Annotated in this window: 17 protein-coding genes; all 17 read left to right on the forward strand. The window is 64.5% G+C overall.

Annotation, left to right across the window (positions count from 1 at the left end):
- The first annotated feature begins 29 nt into the window (after positions 1 to 29).
- The 17 genes from JFN90_RS21630 to JFN90_RS21710 all read left to right on the forward strand — a co-directional run bounded on the left by JFN90_RS21630 (position 30) and on the right by JFN90_RS21710 (position 24,887).
- Positions 30 to 6,551 carry an Ig-like domain-containing protein gene (locus JFN90_RS21630; RefSeq protein ID WP_236019115.1) on the forward strand — a complete coding sequence of 2,174 codons (6,522 nt, stop codon included), beginning with the start codon at positions 30 to 32 and terminating at the stop codon, positions 6,549 to 6,551.
- Positions 6,552 to 6,762: 211 nt separating this feature from the next.
- Entirely contained in the window at positions 6,763 to 7,284 is a 522-nt protein-coding gene (locus JFN90_RS21635; RefSeq protein ID WP_236019116.1) for a hypothetical protein, read from the forward strand.
- Positions 7,277 to 8,185, forward strand: a complete 909-nt coding sequence (locus JFN90_RS21640; protein ID WP_199397211.1) for a hypothetical protein — start codon at positions 7,277 to 7,279, stop codon at positions 8,183 to 8,185. The genes JFN90_RS21635 and JFN90_RS21640 overlap by 8 nt, the downstream gene beginning before the upstream one ends.
- A 99-nt stretch (positions 8,186 to 8,284) precedes the next feature.
- Positions 8,285 to 9,133, forward strand: a complete 849-nt coding sequence (gene ccsA / locus JFN90_RS21645) for a cytochrome c biogenesis protein CcsA (protein ID WP_328756050.1) — start codon at positions 8,285 to 8,287, stop codon at positions 9,131 to 9,133.
- 6 nt (positions 9,134 to 9,139) lie between these two features.
- A complete protein-coding gene (locus JFN90_RS21650) occupies positions 9,140 to 10,483 on the forward strand; it encodes a cytochrome c biogenesis protein ResB (RefSeq protein ID WP_199397213.1) in 1,344 nt (447 codons plus the stop codon).
- 170 nt (positions 10,484 to 10,653) lie between these two features.
- On the forward strand, positions 10,654 to 11,991 hold the full coding sequence (locus JFN90_RS21655; protein ID WP_328756052.1) for a B12-binding domain-containing radical SAM protein: 1,338 nt from the start codon (positions 10,654 to 10,656) through the stop codon (positions 11,989 to 11,991).
- 4 nt (positions 11,992 to 11,995) lie between these two features.
- Positions 11,996 to 13,747, forward strand: a complete 1,752-nt coding sequence (locus tag JFN90_RS21660; RefSeq protein ID WP_199397214.1) for a tetratricopeptide repeat protein — start codon at positions 11,996 to 11,998, stop codon at positions 13,745 to 13,747.
- A gap of 175 nt (positions 13,748 to 13,922) precedes the next feature.
- Positions 13,923 to 15,263: a B12-binding domain-containing radical SAM protein gene (locus JFN90_RS21665; protein WP_199397215.1), complete on the forward strand. Its 1,341-nt coding sequence runs from the start codon at positions 13,923 to 13,925 to the stop codon at positions 15,261 to 15,263.
- Complete coding sequence (locus JFN90_RS21670; RefSeq protein ID WP_199397216.1) at positions 15,263 to 15,730, forward strand: hypothetical protein; 468 nt, start codon at positions 15,263 to 15,265, stop codon at positions 15,728 to 15,730. Before JFN90_RS21665 ends, JFN90_RS21670 begins: the two co-directional genes overlap by 1 nt.
- Positions 15,724 to 16,950 carry an ABC transporter permease gene (locus tag JFN90_RS21675; RefSeq protein ID WP_199397217.1) on the forward strand — a complete coding sequence of 409 codons (1,227 nt, stop codon included), beginning with the start codon at positions 15,724 to 15,726 and terminating at the stop codon, positions 16,948 to 16,950. The genes JFN90_RS21670 and JFN90_RS21675 overlap by 7 nt, the downstream gene beginning before the upstream one ends.
- A gap of 1 nt (position 16,951) precedes the next feature.
- Positions 16,952 to 18,112 carry an ABC transporter permease gene (locus JFN90_RS21680; protein ID WP_199397218.1) on the forward strand — a complete coding sequence of 387 codons (1,161 nt, stop codon included), beginning with the start codon at positions 16,952 to 16,954 and terminating at the stop codon, positions 18,110 to 18,112.
- 199 nt (positions 18,113 to 18,311) lie between these two features.
- Positions 18,312 to 18,986, forward strand: a complete 675-nt coding sequence (locus JFN90_RS21685) for an ABC transporter ATP-binding protein (RefSeq protein ID WP_199397219.1) — start codon at positions 18,312 to 18,314, stop codon at positions 18,984 to 18,986.
- Positions 18,980 to 20,317, forward strand: coding sequence for a DUF2318 domain-containing protein (locus tag JFN90_RS21690; protein ID WP_199397220.1), 1,338 nt, complete (start codon positions 18,980 to 18,982; stop codon positions 20,315 to 20,317). Before JFN90_RS21685 ends, JFN90_RS21690 begins: the two co-directional genes overlap by 7 nt.
- Positions 20,314 to 21,546, forward strand: a complete 1,233-nt coding sequence (locus JFN90_RS21695) for a hypothetical protein (RefSeq protein WP_199397221.1) — start codon at positions 20,314 to 20,316, stop codon at positions 21,544 to 21,546. The genes JFN90_RS21690 and JFN90_RS21695 overlap by 4 nt, the downstream gene beginning before the upstream one ends.
- Positions 21,546 to 21,953 carry an HsmA family protein gene (locus tag JFN90_RS21700; protein ID WP_236019117.1) on the forward strand — a complete coding sequence of 136 codons (408 nt, stop codon included), beginning with the start codon at positions 21,546 to 21,548 and terminating at the stop codon, positions 21,951 to 21,953. Before JFN90_RS21695 ends, JFN90_RS21700 begins: the two co-directional genes overlap by 1 nt.
- A complete protein-coding gene (locus JFN90_RS21705; protein WP_199397222.1) occupies positions 21,950 to 23,374 on the forward strand; it encodes a B12-binding domain-containing radical SAM protein in 1,425 nt (474 codons plus the stop codon). The genes JFN90_RS21700 and JFN90_RS21705 overlap by 4 nt, the downstream gene beginning before the upstream one ends.
- Positions 23,375 to 23,420: 46 nt before the next feature.
- Positions 23,421 to 24,887 carry a B12-binding domain-containing radical SAM protein gene (locus JFN90_RS21710; RefSeq protein ID WP_199397223.1) on the forward strand — a complete coding sequence of 489 codons (1,467 nt, stop codon included), beginning with the start codon at positions 23,421 to 23,423 and terminating at the stop codon, positions 24,885 to 24,887.
- Positions 24,888 to 25,343 lie beyond the last annotated feature (456 nt).

The following is a 25,343-nucleotide window of genomic DNA, read 5'->3' on the forward strand; positions in this document are numbered from 1 at the left end:
AGCGCTCGATGAAGGATCTGAGGAGAACAATGAGAGAGTCGAGAACTCAGGCAACTCCCGAAGCAGCAACAGCATTTGCACTTTTGCGCAACATGAGCGGCCGCACCCGCATGAACCTGCTTGGCACGCTTTTGATGACATTGCTGGTCACGTGCGTCGGGCTCACCACCTACTTCATGCCCAACGACGCGAGCGCATGGCCGACCAAGTACGGTTCCTGCTCCGGCTCGGGCTGCCACGTGCTCACCGACCCGAACGCCACCATCACCACGGCCATCAACGGCGTGGTCGGCACTTCGGTGACCGTTCCCGCCGGCGGGAGCTTCGAGGTTGACTGGAAGGTCACCAACGTGACCAACGCCGCTGGCGGTCAAGTCGGTGTTGGCGTCGAGATCAACCTGCCGACCGGTTGGGGACTCGCCAAGGGTACCGTCAACGCGCCGGCGATCCCCGGGTGGAACAGCGTCTGGGATGCGGCCGACGGCGTCGCGGCAGGATGGGCCACCGCCAGCAGCTACAGTACCGCCACCGAGTCCCCGAGCAGTCCGGTCGGTTACACCATCAACTACAACGGTACCGCCTGGGACACCGGAACCAGGAACGCAGCCTACGACACCGGCGCGGCCGGCCTCGACCTCGACGGTATCGCCGATACCATGGGCACCGATGCCATCGTCACCGTGCCGGCCGGGACGGCCAACGGCACCTACACTATCGTGGTTCTCGGCGTTGGGCACGATGGAAGCACCAAGTCCCACATCGAGCAGGCCATCACCGTAACCGTCGCTGGGGGCGCCGACACCACCAAGCCTGTCGTTTCCGCGGGTTTCGCCGCCACCACGCCGAGCACCAGTTGGACCATCCCGGTTTCCGGTTTCGCGGCTACCGACAACACCGGCGTCACCGGCTACATGATCACCACGAGCGCCACCGCTCCGCTATCCGGCGACGCCGCCTGGACCGGCACCGCGCCGGCCGGCTACACCGTCGCGGCCGACGGCAGCTACACCCTCTACCCGTGGGCGAAGGATGCAGCTGGCAACGTCTCCCTCGTGTACGGCTCGCCGGTCACCGTCTTGGTCGACACGGTCAAGCCGACCGTGACCAGTACGGTCCCCGCTACCGGGGCCACCGGCATCACCCCGGACAACGCGGTCACCTTGAACTTCAGCGAAGCCGTGAACTGCGCCACGGTCACCACCAGCAGCGTCACCATCTCGCCCGCCGTCACCTGGGCCAAGACCAGCTGTTCGGGTAGCCAAGCTGTCTTCGCCCCGACCGGGCAGGCCGGCTCCACCTCCTACATGGTGACCGCCGGCACCGGCATCACGGACGTGAACGGCAACGCCATGAGCAGCTCTTACGCGTTCAACTACACCACTGCCACCCCGATCGTCCGTCCTGATACCGTGCTCAGCGCACCGCTGGCTGCCACGGTACTGACCACTACGCCGGCTGCCATCACTGGTACGGCTACCACCGGCACCAACCCGCTTGGCTCGGTGCAGGTTTCCACTAATAACGGCTCCACCTGGGCCGCTGCCACCGGGACCGCTTCCTGGTCCTACTCCTGGGCCCTGCCCAGCGAGGACTATGTTTCCCACACCATCCTTGCCAAGGCGGTGGACAACGCTGCTAACGAGGACACCACCCCTGCTTCGGTAACCGTGATCGTGGACAACATGGCTCCGGCAGGCCTCGCCAACTCGGCCCCGGCCAACGCAGCGGGGAACCTCGCCCTGACCACCACTCTTACCTCCGGCACCGCGACCGACGCCAACACGACTGCGGCTGTACAGTACTTCTTCGAACTGGCCACCGACAGCGGCTTCACCACCGGCGTGCAGCAGAGCGGCTGGCAGACAACCAAGACTTTCGCTCCGACCCTGGCCGCCGCCACCACCTACTACTGGCACGTCCGGGCCAAGGACGCCGCGGGCAACATCTCGGCGTACACCACGAGCTGGAGCTTCAGCACCATCGGGCCGACCGCGCCGAACGCACCTGCCGCCACCCAGTACCAGGCGGATGGCGTCACCGCTATCGTCCAGGCTGGGACTTTGACCAGCTCCTCCGTGGTGATCAAGTCCACGGTGACTGATGCCAACAACGACAACGTAACCCTCCAAGTGGAGATGATCACCAACGGCAACACCTTCGCAGGCGTCGCCAACTGCTCCTCCACCTCGGTGGCCAGCGGCTTGGTAGCGACTGCCACCTGCACCGGTCTTTCCGACGGGCTCTCCTATAAATGGCGCGCCCGCACCAGCGACGGCACCCTGAACAGCGCCTGGGTCGACTTTGGACCCAGCGACCCTGACTTCACCGTCGCGCTGACCAATGCGACCCCGGCGGCCCCGATCGCCCCTGCCCAGTACCAGGCTGACGGCACCACCGCCATCGCTTCCGGCGGCGCCGCTTCCTCCAACGTGGTTGTCATCTCCGCCACCATCGACGGCGGCAACTCCGACCCGGTCCTCCTCGAGGTCGACCTGAACAACGACGGCATCGCCGACTGCGCGAGCCCCTACGTCGCCGGTCCGGCTACCGCCAAGGCGACCTGCGGCGGTCTCGCCGACGGCTCCTACGACTGGAGGGTAAGGGCGAAGGACAGCAAGTCCGCTGCCAGCGCCTGGACCGCCTTCACCGGCACCCCTGACTTCACCGTGGCCACCGGCCTCGATTTCGGCGTCGACACCGCCGCACCTACCGACGGCATTGCTTCCACCAGCTCCGGCGACGGCTACGTCAACGTTAGTTGGACTGCCGCCACCGACTCCGGCGCCGGCCTCGACCCGGTCAATAGTTACAAACTCGTCAAGTCGAGCGTCTCCACTCCGGCCGACTGCTCGGCCGCGGCGCTCTACACCGGCAACGGCACTTCGTTCTTCGATACCGCCGTCACCAACGGCACCACCTATTACTACAGGGTCTGCGCCCTGGACGAAGTCGGCAACCTGTCGGCCGGTGTCACTACCGCCGCCTCCCCGTCGACCATTGCACTGCCTGATACCGCCATCACCGCGCCGGCAGCCAACGCGGTGATCACCGCCGGAAACTCCATCACCGGTACGGCGACCGCCGGCGGTAACCCGCTCGCCTCGGTCCAGGTCTCCACCAACAACGGCACCACCTGGGCCGCCGCCACCGGCACCGCCACCTGGAGCTTCTCCTGGACGCCGGCCAGCGAAGACTACGTAGCGCACACCATCCTCGCCAAGGCGTTGGACAGCCTGAGCTATGCAGACGCGACCCCGGCACAGGTTACCGTCCGGGTTGACAACGTGGCGCCCGCCGGGCTTGCCAACTCGACCCCGGCCAACCTCGCCACCAACATCGCCATCGGCTCGGCGCTTACCTCGGGCGCGGCAACCGACGGCAACACTTCCGCCGCGGTGCAGTACATCTTCCAGCTCGCCACCAACTCCGGCTTCACCACCGGGGTACAGCAGAGCGCCTGGCAGGCGTCCACCTCCTGGACGCCGACCCTGGCTCCGGGCACCACTTACTACTGGCACGTGATGGCGAAGGACGCCGCAGGCAACACCACCGCCTACACCACCACCTGGAGCTTCACCTCCGGCGTGGTCGCACCTGAAACCGCGCTCTCCGCACCTCTGGCCGGCACCGTCTTCTCCACCTCGCCCGCGACCGTGAGCGGTACCGCGACCGCCGGCACCAACGCGCTTGGCTCGGTGCAGGTTTCTACCAACAACGGCACCTCGTGGAGCGCCGCCACCGGGACCTCCGCCTGGTCCTACTCCTGGACCCTCCCCGCTGAGGACTACGTCGCCCACACCATCCTGGCACGCGCAGTGGATAACGCCTCCAACGCGGATCCGACCCCGGCCAGCGTGAGCGTCTACGTCGACACCGTGGCTCCGTCCGGGCTTGTCAACTCGACGCCGGCCAACCTTGCCACCGGCGTGGCCACCACCTCGTCGCTGGTTTCCACCACCGCAACCGACGCCAACACCACGGCCGCGGTGCAGTACTTCTTCGAAATCGCCACCAACTCCGGCTTCACCACCGGAGTACAGCAGAGCGCATGGCAGACGGGCACCACCTTCGCTCCGACCCTGGCCATCAGCACCACCTATTACTGGCACGTCAAGGCGAAGGACGCCGCAGGCAACACCACCGCCTACAGCACCACCTGGAGCTTCACCACCGCTGCCGCCACCACCACGGTGGCCCAGGGTACCGGTGAGATTGCCATCACCCTGCCGCCGGGCGGGCCTGAGAGCGACCTCGATTCCTTCACCCTGTCCACCCAGGCAGGTACCGACACGGTAACGGCCATTACCGTCACCCTGTCGGCAGGCTCCTACGCGGGCCTCGCCTCCATCGCCATTACCGACGACGCCGGCGCCGTCTACTACGGCACCGTGGCCAACCCTTCGGCGAATACCGTGGCCATCACGCTGACCACCCCGATCACGGTAACGACGACCCCGACGCAGTACTGGGTTGACATCACGCCGAAAACGCACGCGAACATGCCCGCTCCCCCGGGATCCACTTACACTATCACCGGGACCGTGACGGCCATAACCTCCAGCAACCCGAAGGCCTACAGCGACACCGCTTCGGCTACGGTCACCATCGACAACCTCTCCCCGGCCAACGTCACCTCGGCCGGCGGTGCTGCCGGTATCGCGTCCAACTCGCTGTACTGGACCAACCCGGCCGACACGGACTTCGCCGGCATCGTCGTACTGCGCAGAGCAGGGGCCGCCGTCGCTGATATCCCGGTTGAGGGGGGCAACTATGTGGTAGACAACATCATTGGGGCAAGCACCGTCGCCTACGTCGGGAGTCTGAACAACTTCACCGATACCCCGCTTGCCAACGGCACGGCCTACTACTACAAGATCTTCGCCAAGGATTCCCGCGGCAACTATTCCGCCACTGGGGTTGCCGTCGGACCGTACACGCCGGCAAGGACCGCGTGGAGCAACAACAACATGCTGCACAACTCCACCAATACCGGCTCTACCAAGTGGAGCGCTAACGGCGGCTGGGGCGAGCCGGGCAAGAAGTACGGCGCGTTCTCCTGCTCCACCTGCCACAACATGAACACCGCCAATATCATGCGCATAGCCGGCACCGTAAGCACCGGTGACGGCAGCAACTGGGGCACCACCGGCACCGTCTCCGCCACGGTCTCCGTCGCCAACCCGGCGACCGACCTCGGTTCGGACACGATCCACACCACCTCGAGCCGCATCTGCGAGGTGTGCCACAGCCAGACCGCGTACCACAAGTACAACAACACCGCTACCGGCCACAACGGCACGGTAAACTGCACCCAGTGCCACTCCCATGCCGCCGGCTTCAAGGGGATGGGCGGCAGCTGCCTCGGCTGCCACAACTCGCCGCGCGGCGTGCGTCAGCAGATCGTTGGCGCGACCCTGGGTGCGACCGGCGACGACTTCGTGCGCCCGTCCAGGCACGTCAAGAACACCACTGTCAAGAACGTGGACTGCATCATCTGCCACGCCGAGGGTGACACCACCTCCACCGAGACCTCGGTGAAGCAGGTCAGCCTGCATGGCGTCAGCGGCAACCCGGTCCTCTTGAGGAACGTTGACAGCCAGGGCAACCCCGGTACCGCAGGCACCAACTACTGGTCCTGGCCGGGACGCCGCGCCGGCGGCACCACCATTACCTCCACCGATCGCGACAACATGGACCGCTTCTGCATTGGCTGCCACGACTCCGATGGCGCCTCGACCATAACCGTTGATACGGCAGGTGCCGGTATCACCACCGGCTCCGCGTTGGCCAGGAAACTGACGCCGTTCAACCCGCTGGACGGCGGCACGCCGCTCAACGTGAAGTCGCAGTTCAACTCCGGCAACGCTGTAGGCAGCGCCTACGCCAGCCATCACAACCTGAACATCTACACCAAGCGTTACACCGCGACCTATGCGTCGACCTACGCTACCCGCGGCGGTTGGACGGGCTCCTCCAAGGACGGCGTGGCCGTCACCTGGGATACCGGCCTGCACTGCTCCGACTGCCACCTGAACGAGAGCAACGCACACGGCGCAAGGAACGCCACCCGCATGCTGCAGGACAAAAACGGCGCCGACGCGGCAGCCAGCAACGCCAGCGACGGCAGCGCCACCTTCGTCTGCTACCGCTGCCACCTGAGCACCGTGTACAACAACAGCAACGTCACCGTCACCGGCAAGGCGAGGATCGAGCACAGCAGCTTCGACAACATGCCTTGGACGGTCGGTTCCTACAACGACCACGGCATCATCTGCCTCAACTGCCACATGGGCGGTGGGGTGAACAGCATCGGCGGCATCCACGGCAACAACCGCAGCATCACGACCTTGACCCAGGGTGCCACCAAGAGCTACCGCTTCATCTACGGCGGCGAGCTCGGTCTCAACATCTCCGAGGCCAACTGGTCCACCACTACGGCGCCTACCTGCTACACCGCCTCCTCCACCTGGGGCGGCGCCTGCAACAAGCACGACGGCTCCGCCGGTACCGGCAGGATCGGGACCCCGACCTACGCAAGACCGCTGCAGTAGCACGTTAGCGCAGCATAAAGTAGCACCCACAGACAGTGCAGGGACTGTGATCCGGTTACGCCGCTCACAGACCCTGCACTGTTTTTCTTTGCCCGACCTAGAATACAAACTTGATATTTGCGCTGTAGCTACGGTATCTTAATGACCGCCGTAACCGCTGAAGACTAATGTGCCGGAGGCTGTCCTGCCTAGAACAACACTGAAGACCTGCTTGCTTGCGTTTCTGGCCCCGCTGCTGCTGTTTCCCCTGGTGGGAGCGGTCTGCGGCGACGCGGCATACTATCGCTATCTGCTCGCCAAGGCGGTTCCATCCCTGGATGAAAGCGACCGGATCAAGGCGGCGGTCACCGAGTTCAACAACCGCTTCATGGATATCTACGCCTCGCAGGGTGACAAGCGCGGCATAGGGGCCGTCCCCGCCACGGTCGGCATGCGCCACAGCCTTGTCACGGACTCCGGCTCGCTCTGGGTAGGCGGCAAGGTACTGGTGTACGACATTGCGTCGCTGGACTTTCGCAGCGTGCAGCAGGACGGGCCGCTGAGCGCGACGGTGCTGGTCAAGGAAGAGTGGAACTACCAGTACAAGGACGGCAAGACCTACAAGGAAGTCGGGCAGGTGCACGGCACCGGATCGCTGATGCGTTACCGGATGGTGCGCCAGGGCGGGGCATGGCTGGTCCAGAAATGCGAACCGGTGCGGGAAACTGCTAAAGGGGTGAACAAGGGTGACTAGCCTGCTCAGCAAAAAGTTGATCCCGATGGTCACCATCGGTCTCGCCCTGTCCCTGCTGTTCTGGTCCCTAGTGCTTTCAGCGACCGGGGCCGTGAAACCGGGGTGGCCTGTGCTCGATCTCACCAGCGTGCGCTTCTTCGGGCTGCTCCTCGCGCTCGGGCTGCTGGCAAGCCTGGTCACGTCACTGTTGGAACGCTCCCGCAGCCAGCTTTGCCTGTGCCTGGCCGGGCTCTTTCTGCTTTTGGCCACCATGTATGCCTACCTGTTCCAGTTCGAAGGAGCGCTGAGCCTCGCGGAGGGGGAGAGCTACGAGCCGTTTCCCACCTCCTTCAGCTCTGGCCATAAGGGCGCCCTCGCTCCCTTCCCCCAGGTTTCCTTTACCCTGACCCGCGTTGAACCGGACGGCAAGAAAGGGCGCGCCGTAATCGTTCAGAAGGGTGTCGGCACCGAGATCGACGGCAGTTGGCGTGAGATAGGATCCAGCGAGATCCGCTTCAAGGGGGCGGCGCTGGCGCCGCTTGTGGTGGTGAGCAGCAAGGAGAAGGGGGAACTGGAGCGCTCTTACGTGAAAGCTGATTTGAACCAGGGGGAGCAGGTCTTCGAATTCCCCACGCTGCCGTACCAGTTCCTTTTGCGCCAGGAGAAGGCCAAGGGGGAAGGCAAGGAGTCCTTTCACCTCGGGGTTCGGCGCGGCAAGCTGAGCCTCTTCGAGGGGAGCGCCGATCTGGGGCAGAAGATCTCCGTACAGGGAGTCGAGGTCAGCATCGAGGACCGGCGCAAGTTCGCCCTGCTGGAGATCCGCACCCGGCGCGGGCTGGTGGCGATGCAGGCAGCGGCCGCGCTGTTTGCCGTGGCGGCGCTTGCCGCAATGATAAGAATCAAAGGCGGTAAACAGGGATAAAAGGGATACAAGGGATGACCTTAATTTGGGTTAGACCCTGACTTTCCGTTCTTCATCCCTTTTATCCCTTTTATCCCTGTAAATTGTTTTTATCGTGAGGTGACGCGCTTGGCCTATTCCGAAGCGATATGTTTCTGGCTCTCCCTGGTGATTTACGCCATCGCCGCAGGCGGGTACATCTACGCCCTCGTGTTCAGAAACGAGAAGGTGGTCCCCAAACTGCTCATCTTGATCGGCGCCGGCCTCCTTGTTCACACCGGCGCCGTTGCCGCCCGCTACTTCGCGCAGGGGCACTTCCCCTGGAGCACGGACTACGAGAACGGCCTGATGGGAGGGTGGTTCATCATCGCCTCCACGCTGTTCGTCGCCTGGCGCCAGAAATCGCTGCGGGTGTTCGCGGTCGCCACCGTGCCCACCACCATGCTGATCATGGGGTACGGCGTAATGCGCAACCCGACGCTCGCCCCCATGGCGGCGACGCTCAAATCGTTCTGGCTCGCTATCCACGTCTTCTTTGCCTGGCTCTCCTTCGGTGCCTACGTACTCGCCATGGCGGCCGGCGTCATCTACCTCCTGAAGGAACGTGCCGCCGCGCGCGGCACCGCCAGCGCGGACGATCGCTTCGCGGACCTCTCACCCGAGCGGCTCGACGACCTGATGTTCAAGTACCTGGTCTTCGGCTTCATCACCAACGCTATCATGATCGCCGCCGGCTCCATCTGGGCCAAGGACCTCTGGGGCGCCTACTGGAGCTGGGACCCGGTCGAGACCTGGTCGCTCATCTCCTGGCTCATGTACGGGGTCGCCATCCACCTGCGTGTCACCATGGGTTGGCGCGGCACCCGCTTCTCCTGGCTCATGATCGGCGCGCTCCTGACCGTCATCATCAACTTCTTCGGCGTCTCGATCCTGATGAAGAGTTCGGTGCACGTCTTCAAGATGTCGTAGGGGGCCATGCTCAAGTCCACGCTCAAATACCTCGGATCGCTGCGCTGCACGATCTGGCTCATCGTCGCCCTCATCGCCGTGTTCTCCATCGGGTTCTTCCTGCCCCAGCGTTCGGTGGTAGGGAAGGCGGCCTACCTCAAGTGGCAGGCGGCAGCGCCCATGCTGGCGCGGGTCGACGAGACGCTTCAGTTGACCGCCGTCTTCACCGCTCCCATCACGATGGTGATCTGGGGTTTCTTCTTCCTCAACCTCTTGCTGGTCATGAAGCAGCGCATCCCGCTGGTGCTCGCCAAGGTGAAGGTCGACCCGGAGAAGATGCTGGCGCGTCACGGCAACGGCCCCTTCAACTACACTATTCAGCTTGCAGAGGGGGACACCGAAGAGACCCCAACCCTGCTCGCTGCCCAGGGGTACGAGGTTTACGGCGGCGGCGAGCGATTCTTCGCCGTAAAGAACCGCCTCTCACCCCTGGCGACACTCGTTTTTCATCTGAGCTTCTTTCTGCTGCTCGTCGGCGCACTGATCCTCTTCTACAGCCGCTTTACCGGGTTCGTCGACCTTGCCGAGCACGAGCCGTTTCTAGGTGAGCTTGCACGCTACAACGCGTCCCCGAAGCTGCCCCGATCCGGCGGGGGGCCGCCCGAGGTCAAGTTCCTGCTGGAGTCTGTGCGTCCGGAGGTTTCACGAGGGGTGGCGACCGGCATCAAGATCATCCTTAAGGACGAGGCGGGTGCGACGCACCAGGTTGACATCAACGAGCCCTACAAGACCGGCTACGCTTCGGTGCTCTTCAACGACCTGGGCATCTCGCCGCTGTTCGTGGTCCAGGACGCCTCCGGAAAAGAGATCGATGGCGCCTACGTGAAGTTGGACGTGCTGAAAGGGAAACGGGACCACTTCCGGATGCAGGGATATGACGTCGCCGCCTGGTACTATCCCGACCACGTGGTTACTGACGGCAAGGACGCCACCAGGAGCGAGGAATTCAAAAACCCCGCTTTCCATCTTGAGGTGACCAGGGACGGCAAGGCGGTGGCATCGGGCACGGTGCATCCCGGCGAGGCGGTGCTTTTGGACAACGGCCTGCGCCTTGGCTTCAAGGAACAGAACTTCTGGGTGCGGCTTTTGGTCACCAAGGAGTACGGGCGCGAGTTCATCTATGCCGGCTTCATACTTGCGCTGATCGCCCTCGTCTGGCGCCTGGTCTACTACCGCAGGGAGATCACCGGTGTGGTGCGCGAAACCGCTAACGGCAGGGTGCTCGAACTCTGCGCGCGGGGAGACTTTTACCACGCACTGGCCAAGGACGAGTTCGACCGGACGGTGGCCAGGCTCACGAAGCACAGCTAGCAGACCGTTTATCAGCTCCCCCTCCACTCGCGGCGTTTTGCTCCTCCCCCCGGAGGGGGGAGGTTGGGAGGGGGGCTGCAAAAGCTTTCCCCCTCCCTGACCCTCCCCCTCCGGGGGAGGGAACCTGGCGACCGCAGTGCTCGTACGGATAGCCCGTCAAGGGAAGGTGCGTGCAGAAAAAGGAACGCATGAAGATCATCTACATCTTTCCGCCCTTGGGGCACGCCGGTGAGCAGGTCAGGAGCATGCCGCTCATGCCGCCGGTCCTGGAATATCTCGCCGGCCTCACCTCCAGCATCCGCCCCGACGCCGACATCCGTCTCATCAACGCCAACGTGGAACGCTTCGACGTCGATGAGCTGAGCGCGGACGTGGTCGGCATCAGTATCCTCACCCACCAGTCCTCCTGGGCCTACCGCACCGCGGATCGGCTCCGCGCGCGCGGCATCAAGGTGATGCTCGGCGGCCCTCACCCGTCGGTGCTTCCGGACGAGGCCAAGCAGCACGCGGACAGCGTGGTGGTGGGGGAGGCGGAGAGCGTGCTGACGACCGTGCTCGACGACGTGCAGCGCGGCGGGCTACAGCCGTTCTACCACGGCCAACTCCTCCCGGTGGACGGCGCCCCCTTCCCGCGTCGCGACCTCGCTCCCGGCTACGTGTTCCGCTCTTTCTTCACCTCCCGCGGGTGCCCCTACGACTGCAAGTTCTGCGCGACGCCGGAACTGCACGGCAATCACATGCGCTATCGCCCCATTCCCGAGGTCATCCAGGACCTGGGCAGCTGCAAGCACAAAATGTGGTTCTGTACCGACGCCGACAGCTGGGGCCCCAATGTGCCGCGCTACACCGACCTGTTCCGGGAGATGGCCACCTCTCTCCCGGGCATCCACTGGGTGGGGGAAACTTCGATCGCCAGCGTGCAGCACCAGTTGGGCGACGAGATGCTCAAGTGGGCGCGGCGCTCGGGGCTGATGCAGGTCTGGATCGGCTGGGAAAGCTTCTCCGACGCTACCCTCATGGAGTACGGCGCCACCGCCAAGATGCTCTACGAGCGCGAGGAGGCCCTGAAAAAGATCCGTGGCCACGGCATCGACGTGGTGCTCTTCATCATGCTCGGTGCCCGCAATGAGCCCATGGACGAATACCAGCGGGTGCTGGAGATGTGCGACCGGCTTGCCGTCACGCCGCACCCGGTGATGGTGGTTCCCTATCCTGGGACCGCCATGTACCAGGAACTGCGGCAGGACACCCTTCACTTCGGGGAGTGGGATTACTACGACGGCATGCACTCGATCCTGACGCAGCAAGGCGGCGACAACCTCGCGCACGAAGAGGCCCTGAAGCAGCTCTGGCTCGACTCCTTCACCTGGCCCCGGATCCTGAAACGGTTGCAGGCGCTTCCGCTCAAGGGGTTCCCGAACGCGCACATCGCCTCGGGCATCGTGCAGGCGGCGTTGAGAAAGGCTTTCCACGAGTTCCGGGCGCTGGAGACAGCCAAGCTAAAGTGATGCTATGACCTCTCGACGCGACAACCTGCAAGGATGCGGTGCCGTTGCCTCCAATGTCCCGGCGCTCCCGGTCTGGGGGCAGCTGGTGCTCGTGTGCCTGGTTGCCTTCGCCGTCTACGGCAACACCCTCTCCATGGGCCTTGTCTGGGACGACGTCCGCCTCATCAAGGAAGATTCCCTGGTGCGGAGCCTGCTGAACGTGCCGCTCATGTTCAGCACCGATGTCTGGTATGGAAGCCTCACCGACGTCACCCCGGCACCCTACTACCGCCCCCTTTTCAAGGCAACCCTTGCACTGGATTACACCTTCTGGGGCGAAAATCCCTTCGGCTATCACCTGACCAACGCCCTGCTGCACGCTGCAGCGTCGCTGTGCTGCTTCCTCGCAGCGGCGAAGTTCCTGCGCTCGAACGGCGCCGCCTTTTTCGCGGCGCTCCTTTTTGCCGTTCATCCTGTTCACAGCGAGGCGGTGGCGTGGATCTCGGCGCGCAACGAGTCGCTCTGTGCCATCTTCATGCTGCTCTCCTTCCTTTTCTACCTCCGCTTCAAGGACGGGAGCCGGGTGGCGGATCTCGTCCTCTCCCTGGGTGCCTTTTTCCTCTCGCTCCTCGCCAAGGAGATGTCGATAACGCTCCCCGCGCTCGTCCTGCTGCACGAACTCGCTTTCGGCTCGGGGACCTTCCGCAACAGGCTCCGTCTGCCGCTGCTGTTCGGCCTCGCCGCGGTTCCGTATCTGCTGCTCAGGACAATGATCCTGGAGGTGACGACTTGGGGCGGTCCCCCTTTGGTCGAGCGGGTCTACACCTCCTTTGGCCTGCTGGCGCGCTACCTGCGGCTCCTGGTATTCCCGGCCGACCTGAAGGTGTTTTACGACCTCCCGATGCAGCAGAGCTTCTTCGCCGCGGACGTGCTGGTGCCGCTTGCCGCGCTCCTGCTCGTCATCGCCGCCACGATCCTCGCCTGGAGGGTCGACCGCAGGATTTTCTTCGGCATGTGCTGGGTACTCGTCACCCTGGCGCCGGTATCGGGGATACCGGGCGTGCTGGCGCCGGCTCTCATGGCGGAGCGGTATCTCTACATCCCCTCCTTGGGCCTTGCCTTTTTGGCAGGTACCGCCCTGCTGATAGCCTGGGAGCTGACGGCCCAACGGAGCGGGGCGGCACGCTGGCAAAAAGGGATACTGCTGTCCGGGGGGCTTCTGGTGGCGGTCCTCGCTTCTTTGAGCGTTCAGCACAACCACGCCTGGGAGAATGATGCGACCTTCAAGGCGAGATGGGTCCACGATGCGCCCGGCGACGCTGGGGGGCACACGAGCCTGGGCGTTGTGTACGAGTCGCAGGGGCGCTACGACGAGGCGCTCAGGGAGTACTCCGAAGCCCTGCGTATCAGGCCGAACAACATCGAGGCCCGCACCAACCTCGGCGTGGTCTATGACAAGACGGGGCGATTCAACGAGGCCGAGAGAGAGTACAAGGCCGCTCTCAACCTCGACGACCGGTTCCCGGAGACCTATTACAATCTCGGCATGCTCTACCTCGGGCAGAACAGGTTCGGTGAGGCACTGCAAGCCTTTGCTACTGTCCTTACGCTCAACCCACGCTCGGCGGATGCTCATAACAACATCGCCATGCTCTACCAGAGGCTGGGGCGGATGGACGAGGCGCAGAAGCACCTGGTCGAAGCCGTGCGTCTCGACCCGGAGAACGAACTGTACCGCAGGAACCTCTCGCAGTGCATTGGCAGCAAAGGCCCGTGAGCATCCAGCACAGCAGGAACGCAGGAGACGTAACTCGTGCAGGTGCCACCCTTAGAAAGCATTATGTTGCCCTGCTTGTGTTTTAAATACTAAACTGCTAATTTTACAACCACTGTCGCCCCTCACTCCTGCCTTTGGCGAGGCGTACGGCATCCCTGTTGGCATCGGTGAACCAATGAAACTAGTTCTTATCTCTCCCCCGTTCGGTGAAAAGGGGCAAAAATCGAAGGGGCTCCCCATCGCTCCCCCCGTGCTGGAATACCTGGCCGGCCTCACCCTCCAGGTGCGCCCGGACGTCGAGGTGCAGCTGATCGACGCCAACAAGGAGGTGTTCGACCTGGACCAGCTCGACGCCGACCTGATCGGCTTCACCGTGCTGACGCCGCAGGCCCCCTGGGTGTACCGGGTGTCGGACCGGCTGCGGGCACAGGGAAAGCAGGTCCTCCTGGGTGGCATCCACGTCACCGCGCTCCCGGACGAGGCGGCGCGCCACGCGGACGCCATCGTGCTGGGTGAGGCGGAAGAGATCTGGAAGGGGCTTTTGGAAGACGCCGAAAAGCGCCGCATGAAGCCGGTGTACCAGGGGGGCTTCCCGGAGCTCGCCGGTCTGCCGCACCCGGTCACCAACCTCTGGAACACCAACTACGTCTACGGCTACTTCCAGACCTCGCGCGGCTGCCCGCACCGCTGCACCTTCTGCTCGGTGCACGAGTTCTTCGGCGGCAAGGTGCGTGTGCGCCCCATCGACGAGGTGGTCGCGGAAATCGCCGCCAGCAAGAGACGCCTTTTCTGGGGCATCGACGACAACGTCTGGGGCGTCAACATGAACTACACCATCGAGCTCTACCGCGAGATGGGCAAGAACTTGACCGGCAAGTCGTGGTTTGGTTCCGGCGACCTGGTTTCCGTTGACCACCCCCGCTCGGCGGAGCTTTTGAAGAACGCCAGGAGCGCCGGGCTCACCGCGGTGCTCGTCGGGTGGGAGTCGAACAATATCGGCAGCCTGGAGGAGTACAAGGCGACCAACAAGCAGGGGCGCCAACGCCGCGACGCCATCAAGAAGATCCGCGACGCCGGCATCGAAGTCATGCTCTTCATGATGATCGGCGGGCGCCAGGACCGTCCCGAGGACTACGAGGGGATCCTGAAACTGTGCGACGAGCTGAAGGTTTCGGCGCACCCGGTAATGACCACCCCCTTCCCGGGGACCGAACTGTACAAGATCTATGAACCGCACCTGATCCCGGGGCACGACTGGGACTCCTTCGACGGCAACCACGCGGTCTTCTCCCACGACGACCCGGCCATGAGCGTCGAGTTCCGCGAGGACGCCATCGTCAAGCTGCGCGCCGAGCTGTTCACCATACCGCGCATCCTGTCGCGCATCCCGCAGGTGGGGTGGCGCGGCTTTCCCATGTCGCACATCACCTCCTGGATGATCCAGTACCCGCAGGGGAGGGCCTTCAAGCAGTTCGCGCGCGAACGCGAGGAACTGAAGGCGAAAGGAATACTGTAATGGACCAAATGAACCTCTACCTCACCTCGCTCCTGCAGCAGTCCCCCTGGCTCGGCGTCGCGGTGATGATGAACAACTACTTCCACGACGTCGCCACGGCCATGCTGGCGGCCTCCGCCTTCTGCCTGTACGCTGTGCACCGCGTGGAGGCGTCCCTTGGCACGCCCGAGGCTGCGCTCTTCTTCCTGAAGACGCACCGGATCATGGTGCGCTTTTTCCGCTTTGCTTTCTGGTGGATCATCCTGGGGGGCGTGCCGCGCACCATCTTCTACGTGAGCTTCGAGTGGAACCATTTTGCCGACAAGCAGCAGGTGCCGGCCCTGATGGTGAAGCACGTGCTCATGGTGGTCCTGGTGGTATGGGGCGTGCTGGCCTGGAGGAAGTTGAAGGCCAAGGTGGCGCGCCTTACCGAGAGCCTCCCTGCGGAGCTGAGCGCTCGGCTCAAGGAGGATAGCTGCGGATGCTGATCCGCATCCTGAAAAGCTCCTTCCTGAAGCGCCCGAAGCCCGTGCTCCTGGTGCTTCTGTCCATCGTCATGGGCTCGGCGGTCGCCACCGCCTTTTTGGGCATCTCGGGGGAACTGTCGCACAAGATGGCGCTGGAGTTGAGAAGCTACGGCGCCAATATCGTGCTGGAACCGGCGGCGGGGGAGGCGGGGGCGCTCAAGTCCGATGACCTTCCCAAGATCAAGACCATTTTCTGGAAACACAACATCGTCGGCTTCGCCCCGTACCTCTTTGGGCAGGTGGACTTCGCTTCGGCGGCGGGGCGGCAGCGCGCCGTGCTGGCCGGTACCTGGTTTGGTAGGCCGTTGCAGGTGCCGGGAGAGCCGGACTCCATCCAGGGGGTCAAGGTGACCGCGCCCTGGTGGGAACTGGACGGCCGCTGGCCGGAGACCCCGGACGAGGCGGTGATCGGCGCGGCGTTGGCCAAGCGGCTCAAGCTGGCGCCGGGCAGCGACATCGTGGCGACTGCCGCCGGCAAGGAGCGCCGCTTCCGGATCGTCGGGGTCGCTTCCACGGGGGGCTTCGAGGAGGAACAGCTCTTCGCGCCGCTGGCCGAGGTGCAGGCCCTGTTGAACAAGCCGGGGCAGCTCTCGCGCGTGCTGGTGAGCGCTCTGACCGTCCCCATGGACGACTTCGGGCGTAAGGACCCCTCCCGTATGACCCGCGAGGAGTACGAGAAGTGGTACTGCACCGCCTACGTCACCTCGGTGGCCAAGGGGGTGGAGGAAGCGATGAGCGGCAGCCGTGCCAAGCCGATCTGGCAGATCGCCAGCGCCGAGGGGGCGCTGCTCAAAAAGCTGGAGAGCCTGATGCTCCTTTTGACCGGGCTTGCGCTCTTTTCCGCCGCCTGTGCCGTTTCCTCCAGTCTCATGGCCGCCATGGCCAAAAGGAGCCCCGAGATCGCCCTGATGAAGACCATGGGGGCGGACCGACTCCAGATCGCAGCGATCTTCCTGGGCGAGACCCTCGTCATCTCCGTCATAGGCGGCCTCTTCGGCTATCTGGCCGGCGACCGGCTCGCCGTCGTCATCAGCCGCACCGTCTTTAATTCCACCGTCACCTCGCCGTTGTGGCTCTTCCCGACCGCGATCGGCGCCGCCCTCGTGGTGGCCCTGGCCGGGAGCGCGGCACCTTTAAAGAGGGCGCTCGCCATCGAGCCGGTGCGGGTTCTGAAGGGATGATATGAACAAGCGCCGCTGGCTCGCCCATATCGTATTCCGGGCCCTGGTCCACCGCCGGGGACGCACGCTGCTGCTCCTGGCGGTGCTCACCCTGGCCTCCAGCCTCGCCACTGCCCTCGGCCTCGTCTCGGCGTCGATGCGGGCGCGGGTGGCCGAGGAAACCAGGAAGTACGGGGCCAACCTGGTCGTCGTGCCGGAAAGCGCCCGTGTCGAGGTGGGGAGCGGGGGACTGCACTTTGGCGCCATCGGCGAACCCGCCTATCTCTCGCAGGAGCAGTTCCTGACGGCCCTCGCAAAAAGCGGCGTGAAGGGGGATTACTCCTTTCACCTCGAGGGGGCGCTCACCCTGAAGGGGGTGGAGATCCCCTGCGAGGGGGTGGACTTCGCCCAGGTGCGCCGGCTCTCTCCCTGGTGGCAAGTGGACGGGGACTGGCCCAGGGAGGGCGAAGTACTGGGAGGGGGAGACCTCACCCCGCGCCACCATGTTCACCCCGGCGACCTCTTCGAGTTTGGGGGCGGAAAAGGCGTGGTGCGGACGCGGGTCTCCGGCGTGGTTACCACCGGCGGCGACGAGGACGACACGCTGTTCATAGATCTGAAGGAATTGCAGGAACAGATGGGACGCCCGGGGCAGGTGAGCGAGGTGCGGCTCCTGGCCGACCCGGGCAACGGGAGCCTGAAGGACCAGGCGGCCCTGCTGCAGCGCCATCTTTCCGGCGCGGTGGTGAAGGAGTTGCGCCAGGTGGGGCGCACCAGCGAGGATCTCTTGGGCAAGGTGCAGCTGTTGATGCTGCTGGTGACCGCGGTGGTGCTGGTGACCGCGGGGAGCAGCGTGGCCGGGACCATGAGCACCACAGTGCTGGAGCGCGGCAAGGAGATCGGCCTCATGAAGGCGATGGGCGGCTCGCGCTGGGACCTCCTAAAGATTTTCAGTGCCGAGGCGCTCCTCTTGGGAGTCGGTGCCGGGGTGGGAGGCTTCCTGTTGGGAGTGGTGATCGCCAAGTTCGTGGCGCATAGCGTGTTCGCCGCCGATGCGGCGCTCCGGCTGGAGTTCCTCCCGGTCGCCGTGGGAGTGAGCATGCTTTTGGCCTTGGCCGGGAGCGTTGGGCCGCTCCTGTCGGTGTTCCGGCTTGATCCGGTGCAGAGTTTGAGGGGCGAGTAATGATGCATGGACGAGAGGCGGGCGAATATTTATTAGCCCCTGGGAAACCACGAACCGTCCACTGTAGGGGCGAATAATCATTCGCCCTGGTTCTGGCCCGGTGGGCAAAGCCGCCATCCGCGTCGATGATGGCATCTTCCCCCACCCCCTAACCCCCTCCCGCAAGGGGAGGGGGACTTGAAATGAGAGGCTTACCCTAATGGCAGCAATCATAGAAACATCCGGCCTGACCCGAAGCTACGGCGACATCTGCGCGTTGAAGCCCCTGGACCTCTGCGTCCCGGAGGGGGAGTGGCTCACCGTGATGGGGCACTCCGGCTCGGGTAAGAGCACCCTGTTGAACCTTCTGGGTGGACTGGACCGCCCGACCGGCGGCTCGATCCAGGTGCGCGGCACCGATCTCGCCTCCCTCTCCGAGGACGGCCTGGCCCGCTTCCGCCGCGACTGTGTCGGTATCATCTTTCAGCAGCACCACCTGATCCCCTACCTGACCGCGCTGGAGAACGTGATGATGTCGCAGTACTTCCACAGCGTCCCCGACGAGGCCGAGGCGCGCCACGCCCTGGAAAGGGTAGGGCTCGGGCACCGGCTCAAGAACCGTCCCGGTGAGCTCTCCGGCGGCGAGCAGCAGCGGGTCTGCATCGCGCGCGCCATCATCAACTCCCCGCGCCTACTGCTGGGCGACGAGCCGACCGGCAACCTCGATCACAAGAGCACCACCATGGTCATGGAACTCCTGCGCGAGCTGCGCGACGAGGACCGCTTCAGCATCGTCATGGTCACCCACAACCAGGAAGTCGCGGCTTGGGGTGACCGTACCATCCACATGGATGACGGCTGCCTGGTGCGCGAAGAAAGGATCAAGGCTTGTTGACCGCGCTCAAGGTGATACCCCAGCTCCTGTGCTGGGCGGTCCTGGTGCCGGTCATGAGCCGCAGCCTGACCGGGATGGCAACTGCAGTCACAGCCGCCGCGGGTTTCGTCGTCGGGGTGGCCGGCGAGAACCTGCTGCTCGCCTACGTGGGGGGGGAACTCCCCTTCCGCCCGCTGCGCGGCGTATGCGGCGTCATCTTCCTGCTGCTCTGGGGCGCCTCGGTCTGGGCCCTGTACCGCCGCGGTTCCAAAGGGAGCGACGCGGAGGCGGTCTCCTCTCCCGGGCCGCTTGCGGCCGGTCTCGCGGCGTCCGCAACCGGCGTCCTGGCCGGCGCCCTCACACTTTGCCGCCTGGCGCCGCTGGACGGCGGCGCGGTGCGGCTGGTCCCGTATCTTTCCCTTGCCTGCGCCGGCGCAGTGCTGGCCCTGGCCGCCACGTTCCCGGCCCGGTACCTGCCTGAGCGGCTGGCGCCGCGGGGGATCCCGCTGCTCGCCCTGGTGGTGTCGGCCCTGATGGTCATGGCCTGCTCGGTGCAACGGCTCGACATCTTCTCCCCCCTATCCATGGAGGTGATGAAGTTCATCCACGACTTCGTGCACCAGTTCTTCGAGTCGATGCTGATCCCGGACCACCCATTCTTCCGCAGCGACGTCTGGGGCTACATCGGTCTCTTGTTCAGCGACAAGGTGGGGCTGTGGGGCGGGCTCGCGCTCTGGTACCTCCCGGTGCTCTTCATCGCGCTGGCGCTCAGGCTGGAACGGCTGCCGTCGGTGGCCCACATCAGGCAGGGGGCCGCGCGCCGCAAACTGCTGGCGTCCTTCATCCACGAGCGCCGTCTGCGCCTGGTGGCACCGCTCTTCGCCCTGGTCCTGCTGACCGGCGCCGCCTACCAGAGCCGCTTCCCCGCTACCGAATACTGGGATCCCAAGCCGGTCGAGGTCACTGCCACCCCTGCGGGGCAGATCGTGATCCCGAAAAAGGGGGAAATGGACCTGGAGGATGGCAAGTTGCACAAGTTCAGCTACAGCCAGGGGGGGCGACAGGCGCGCTTTTTCGTGATGCTCACCCCTGCGGGGCAGCTGGTTACCACCCTGGACGCATGCGCCATCTGCCAGCCGGAAGGCTACGGCCAGGCTGGCAATGCCGTCATCTGCTACTACTGCAAGACGCTGATCCCACTGGAGACGGTGGGTAAGCCGGGCGGCTGCAACCCGGTCCCGGTCCCCTGTTCGGTGAAGGGGGACGCCGTGGTCATCGACGCGATGACCCTTTTGAACACTTGGGAGAGCACCGTGCAGGTCACCGCGCACGGCAAGGGGATGGGTAAATGAGCCGGTTCGCGTCCATAGCCAAAAGGGTCGCCACCTCGCCTGCCGTCACCCCCTGCGTGCTCGCCTTGTTCCTGCTCCTCTACGTGGGGATCGCCTTCGGGAGCAACGAACCGCTCACCGCGCTTATGGCCATCACCCGCGGCAACGTCGCGCTGCTCGCCCTGCTGGCGCTGGTGCCCCTGAGCGGCGCCGCCCGACTGGTCGCCGAGACCGCTACCTTCCTCAAACGGCGCCGGATGTTCTCCGGCGTGGCAGGGAGCGACCCGGCCGGGCTGTTCGAGGAGGCCGTCGCGCTGCCGGAACAAGCTCCCTTCGAGGGGGAGGGGGAACGCCTGGGAGGGCAGGGGTATCGGGTCCGCGCCGGCTCCGGTTGGCTGTCCGCCGGGCGCGGCGTCACGCTCTTCCCCGCCCGCTTTCTCTATCTGCTCGGCGTGACGCTCCTTTTCAGCGGCCTGCTCGCGAGCCTCACCGGACGCGCCACGCACCGCCAGGTGGTGCTGGAGGGGGAAGCGCTGCCGGTCAGCCGCGACCTGGTACAGCGCATCGTCCTCAAGGAAGAACCGGGGCTCCTGCTGCAGCGCACTCTCGACATCGCCGTCGCTGTCGAGGGGGGAGGGGAGCGCCACTTCGGCCTCTATCCGCCCGGGAAGCATCGCGGCTACTACCTCTACCCCCGCTACCTGGGTGTGGCACCGCTACTGCGCTTCTCCGCCCCCGATCTCCCCGGCGGCTTCGAGCAGTACGCCGTGCTCAGTATCTACCCTCCGGGCAAGGAGGACACCTTCCAGATACCGGGCTCCCCGTACCGCTTCATCTTCCAGATGGCCCCGGGGGAAGGCCCCGATCCCTACGCCAGCGGCAGGATTACGCTGCAGTTCAGGGTCCTGAAAGGGGAGTCCCAGGTCTTCGCCGGGAGCGCGCCTCTGGGCGGAGAGACCAGCGGCGGCGGCTACCGCGTGGCGTTGCCGGAATTCCGCAGGGTGGTGGTGACCGATTTCGTGCAGGACGCCGGGGTGCCCCTGATCTGGAGCGCGGTCGCGTTGCTGCTCTGGTCCCTTTGCTGGTTCGTCCCGGTCCGGCTGCTCAGGCCGCGCCAGGAGATCCTGGTTGTGCGCCATGCGGAGGGCGTTAGCGCCTTCTCGCGTGCCGAGGGGGGGCGTCGCGCCCACGCCGGGCGCTTCCACGACCTGCTGGACCAGCTGCAGCCGGTGGCAGGGGGTGAGCCGTGATGCCGACCATGCAGGGCTCCGGCCCCATGCTCGCCGTCGCCATCTTCTGGATGACGATGGCGCTGATCTTCTACACCTGGGCCGTCTTCAGCGGCCGCCGCCAGGGGCTGCGCACCAAGCACCTGGTCATCTTCGGCATCGGCCTTTTCTGCGATTACATCGGCACGCACCAGATGAACCTTTACGCGCAGGCGTTCGGCAAGGCGCCGCAGATCCACAACATCACCGGGCTCGCCTCCCTTTCCGGAATGGCGTTCCACTTCCTGCTGGCCCTGGCGGCCACCCTGGCAGGCCGCGCCGACGCGGTGAACCGCGTGTTCCACCGGGTCAGTCTGACCATCTACAGCTGCTGGCTGGTCGCCTTTTTCAGCGGCGCCTTCTCAGGCATGATGAGGTTGCACCGGTGACGGGGGAGGCACGGCACAAGATCCTCCTGGTAACCCCACCCTACCACAGCGGCATCCCGGAGATTTCCGGGCGCTGGCTCCCGCTGGGGCTGGTCTACCTGGCCGGGGCCGCACGCGAGGCCGGGGTCGAGGCCGTGATCTACGACGCCATGGCCACCGGGGACGGCTACCCCGAGATCGAGCGGCGCATCGCGGAGGCGGCACCGCGCTACGTCGCTGCCGGCGCCATGACCGCGACGGTGGGCGACGCCGTCAAGGTGCTGGCCACCGCGAAAGCGCTCGACCCGGCCACTGTCACCATCCTGGGCGGGGTGCACCCGAGCTTCCTGTACCGGGAGATCCTGGAACAGTCGTTCTATGTGGACTACATCGTCATCGGGGAAGGGGAGCAGACGCTCGCGGCCCTGCTGCGCACCCTGGAACAGGGGGGAGACCCGGCCGCGGTCCCCGGTATCGCCTACCGCGAGGGGGGCGAGGTCAAGGTGACGCCAGCCGCGCCGCTCATCGAGAACCTGGACTCGCTGGTTCCCGCCTGGGACCTGGTGGATTGGCCGCTGTACAGCTACTTCGTCATCCCGGATTCCCGCTTCGCCGCTATCAGTACCTCGCGCGGCTGCAGCCACGACTGCGCCTTCTGCTCGCAGCAGCAGTTCTGGCACCAAGCCTGGCGCGCCCGCGATCCCCTGAAGGCGGCGGCGGAGGTGGCGCAGCTGCACCGGCGCCACGGCGTAAACGTGTTCCTAGTCACCGACGAGCACCCGACCCGGGACGCGGTCCGCTGGGAGCGCTTCCTGGACGCCCTGATCGAAGAGGCGCTGCCGGTGCACCTGATCCTGGAGACCCGCGCCGAGGACGTCTTGCGCGACCGCGCCATCTTCTGGAAGTACGCCAAGGCCGGAGTGGCGCACATTTCGCTGGGGGTCGAGTCCGCGGACCGGCAACGGCTGGCGCGGCTCGTCAAGGACCAGGTGCCCGACGCCGTCCCAGAGGCGCTCGCCATCATCCACGAGCACGGCATCGTGAGCGAAGTCTCCTTCCTGGTGGGATTCCCGGATGAGACGCCGGAGAGCGTGCGAGCGACCCTGAAGACGGCGCAACAGTACAACCCGGACAGCGCCAACTTCTTCGCGCTGACCCCCTGGCCATATGGCGGAATGCCGGAGCTGGCACCGCTAATCCGCGAAACCGACTACGCACGCTACAACTTCATCGCCCCGGTGCTGGAGTCGGAGTTCATGAGCCTGAAGGAGCTGCAGGGTGCAATCAACGATTGCTATCGCAGGTTCTATATGGGTAAAATGCTGGAGGTTATGACCATGAAGGACACCTTCCGGCGCGCCTACCTGGTGCGGGCGACCAAGCTGCTCATGAGCAGTTCCTTCGTCATCGGCAAGCTGAACCCGTGGGGTTCGGCGCGCTAGCACCATTCTTGCAACAACACGCTTTTGTACAGAAATTGGAGAAATAATGAGCAAGATCCTCTTCATCACCGCACCGTATCACTGCTGGGGCGTGCAGGTCGTCGGCACCTGGCCCCCGCTGCACCTGGCCTACTTGGCCGGCGCCGCCTGCGACACCGGTCACGAGGCGCGCATTTTCGATGCGATGAACAAGCGGCTTTCCTTCGACGATATCAGGCGCGAGATCGAGGATTTCCAGCCCGACCTGGTCATGACCCTGGACTACCTCCCGGTCACCGGCGCCATCAGTACCGCCACCGTTCCCTACGCCTTGCGTATTCTTAATATCGCCAAAGAAATTTGTAGCCAAACCGTAACGCTATTAGGCGGACCCCATCCGAGCTTCATGTACGAGGAGATTCTCGAGGATCCGGACAACCGCGTCGACTACATCATCACCGGGGAACCGGAGCAGACCCTGAAAAAACTTTTGGGAGCGTTGAACGGCGCCGGGGACCCCAGGGCGGTCAAGGGAGTCGCCTACCGCGAGGGGGAGCGCATCCTCTACACGGGGCGGCAGCCGCACATCGAGGACCTGGACACCCTGCAGCCCGCCTGGCATCTCCTGGACTGGGAGGACTACAACTACCTGGTCGCCCCCTATGGCCGCATGGCGTCCATCCTCACTTCGCGCGGTTGCGACATGGACTGCGCCTTCTGCAGCCAGCGCATGTTCTGGCGCGAGGACTGGCGCTGCAGGAAGCCGGAAAAGGTGGTCGAGGAGATGGAGCACCTGATCGGCAGCTACGGCGTCAACTTCTTCACCCTGATCGACGCCTATCCCACCAAGCACCGCGAGCGCTGGGAGCTGTTCCTGGACCTGGTCATCGAGAGAAAGCTCGGCGTGCACCTGTTGATCGAGACCCGGGTCGAGGACATCATCCGCGACGCCGACATACTGCACAAGTACCGCGAAGCGGGGATCATCCACGTCTACCTGGGCGCCGAGAGCGCCGACAAGGACGTCTTGGGGAGCCTGAACAAGGGAACCAGCTTCGAGCAGAACAAGCAGGCCCTCGACCTTTTGCGCGAGGCCGAGATCATCACCGAGGCCTCCTTCATGATCGGCTTCCCGACCGAGACCTGGGACTCCATCGACAACACTATCGCCTCCGCCATCTACCTGAATCCGGATATCGCCGTGTTCCCGGTGGTGACGCCGATGCCCTTCACGCCGATCCACGCGCAGATGAAGGACCGCATCCGCGTTTTCGACTACTCCAAGTACAACCTGGTCTGCCCTATCATCGAGCCGTACCAGATGACCATGGAAGAGATCACCCAGGCGCTGGGCAAGTGCTATATGTCCTTTTACAGCAACAAGATGCAAGAGATCGTCGAGATGGAGGACGGCTTCAAAAGGAAGTACCTCCTGAGCGCCTTCATGCTGATGATGAAGGACCACGGCGAGAGCTTCGACTTCGCGGGCGCCGACATGGAGCGCATGAAGGAGCGCATGAAGAAAGTGGCCTGATCCCTCCGGCCGGTGGCGAAACCTGCGCCGCCGGCCTTTTTCATCCCCCTGTTACCTTTCCGTTACCGTTGTATTGCCAATCCGAGTCCTTTTCTCCCAGTCTCTTCCGGTGATATCACCGAAACCGTCCCCTGCGCGGTCGTGAACGGCATCATGTCGTTAAAAAACACAAAAGCTCGCCAGGAGCCTTTTTCCAAAAAACGCGCGACAAACTGGGGTTTTACCGCGTCTTTGCACAATTTAGCTGCTTCGCTATATAACGTAGCCGTATACCGGGTACGTTTTTTGCTCCTGTAAGCGGCCTGAAGGGCAATTTGCATCTACCAATCGACCATTGCCGCACTTAGATAGATGAGAGACAGGGGAAGGATATGCTGAAAAAAACACTGGCGGTTCTGGCTGCTACGGCCATCATATCGGGGGCGCTCTGGTCCTGGGCGGCAACATCGTACCAGA

The organism is Geomonas propionica (assembly GCF_016458235.1).
Classification (GTDB): Bacteria; Desulfobacterota; Desulfuromonadia; order Geobacterales; family Geobacteraceae; genus Geomonas; species Geomonas propionica.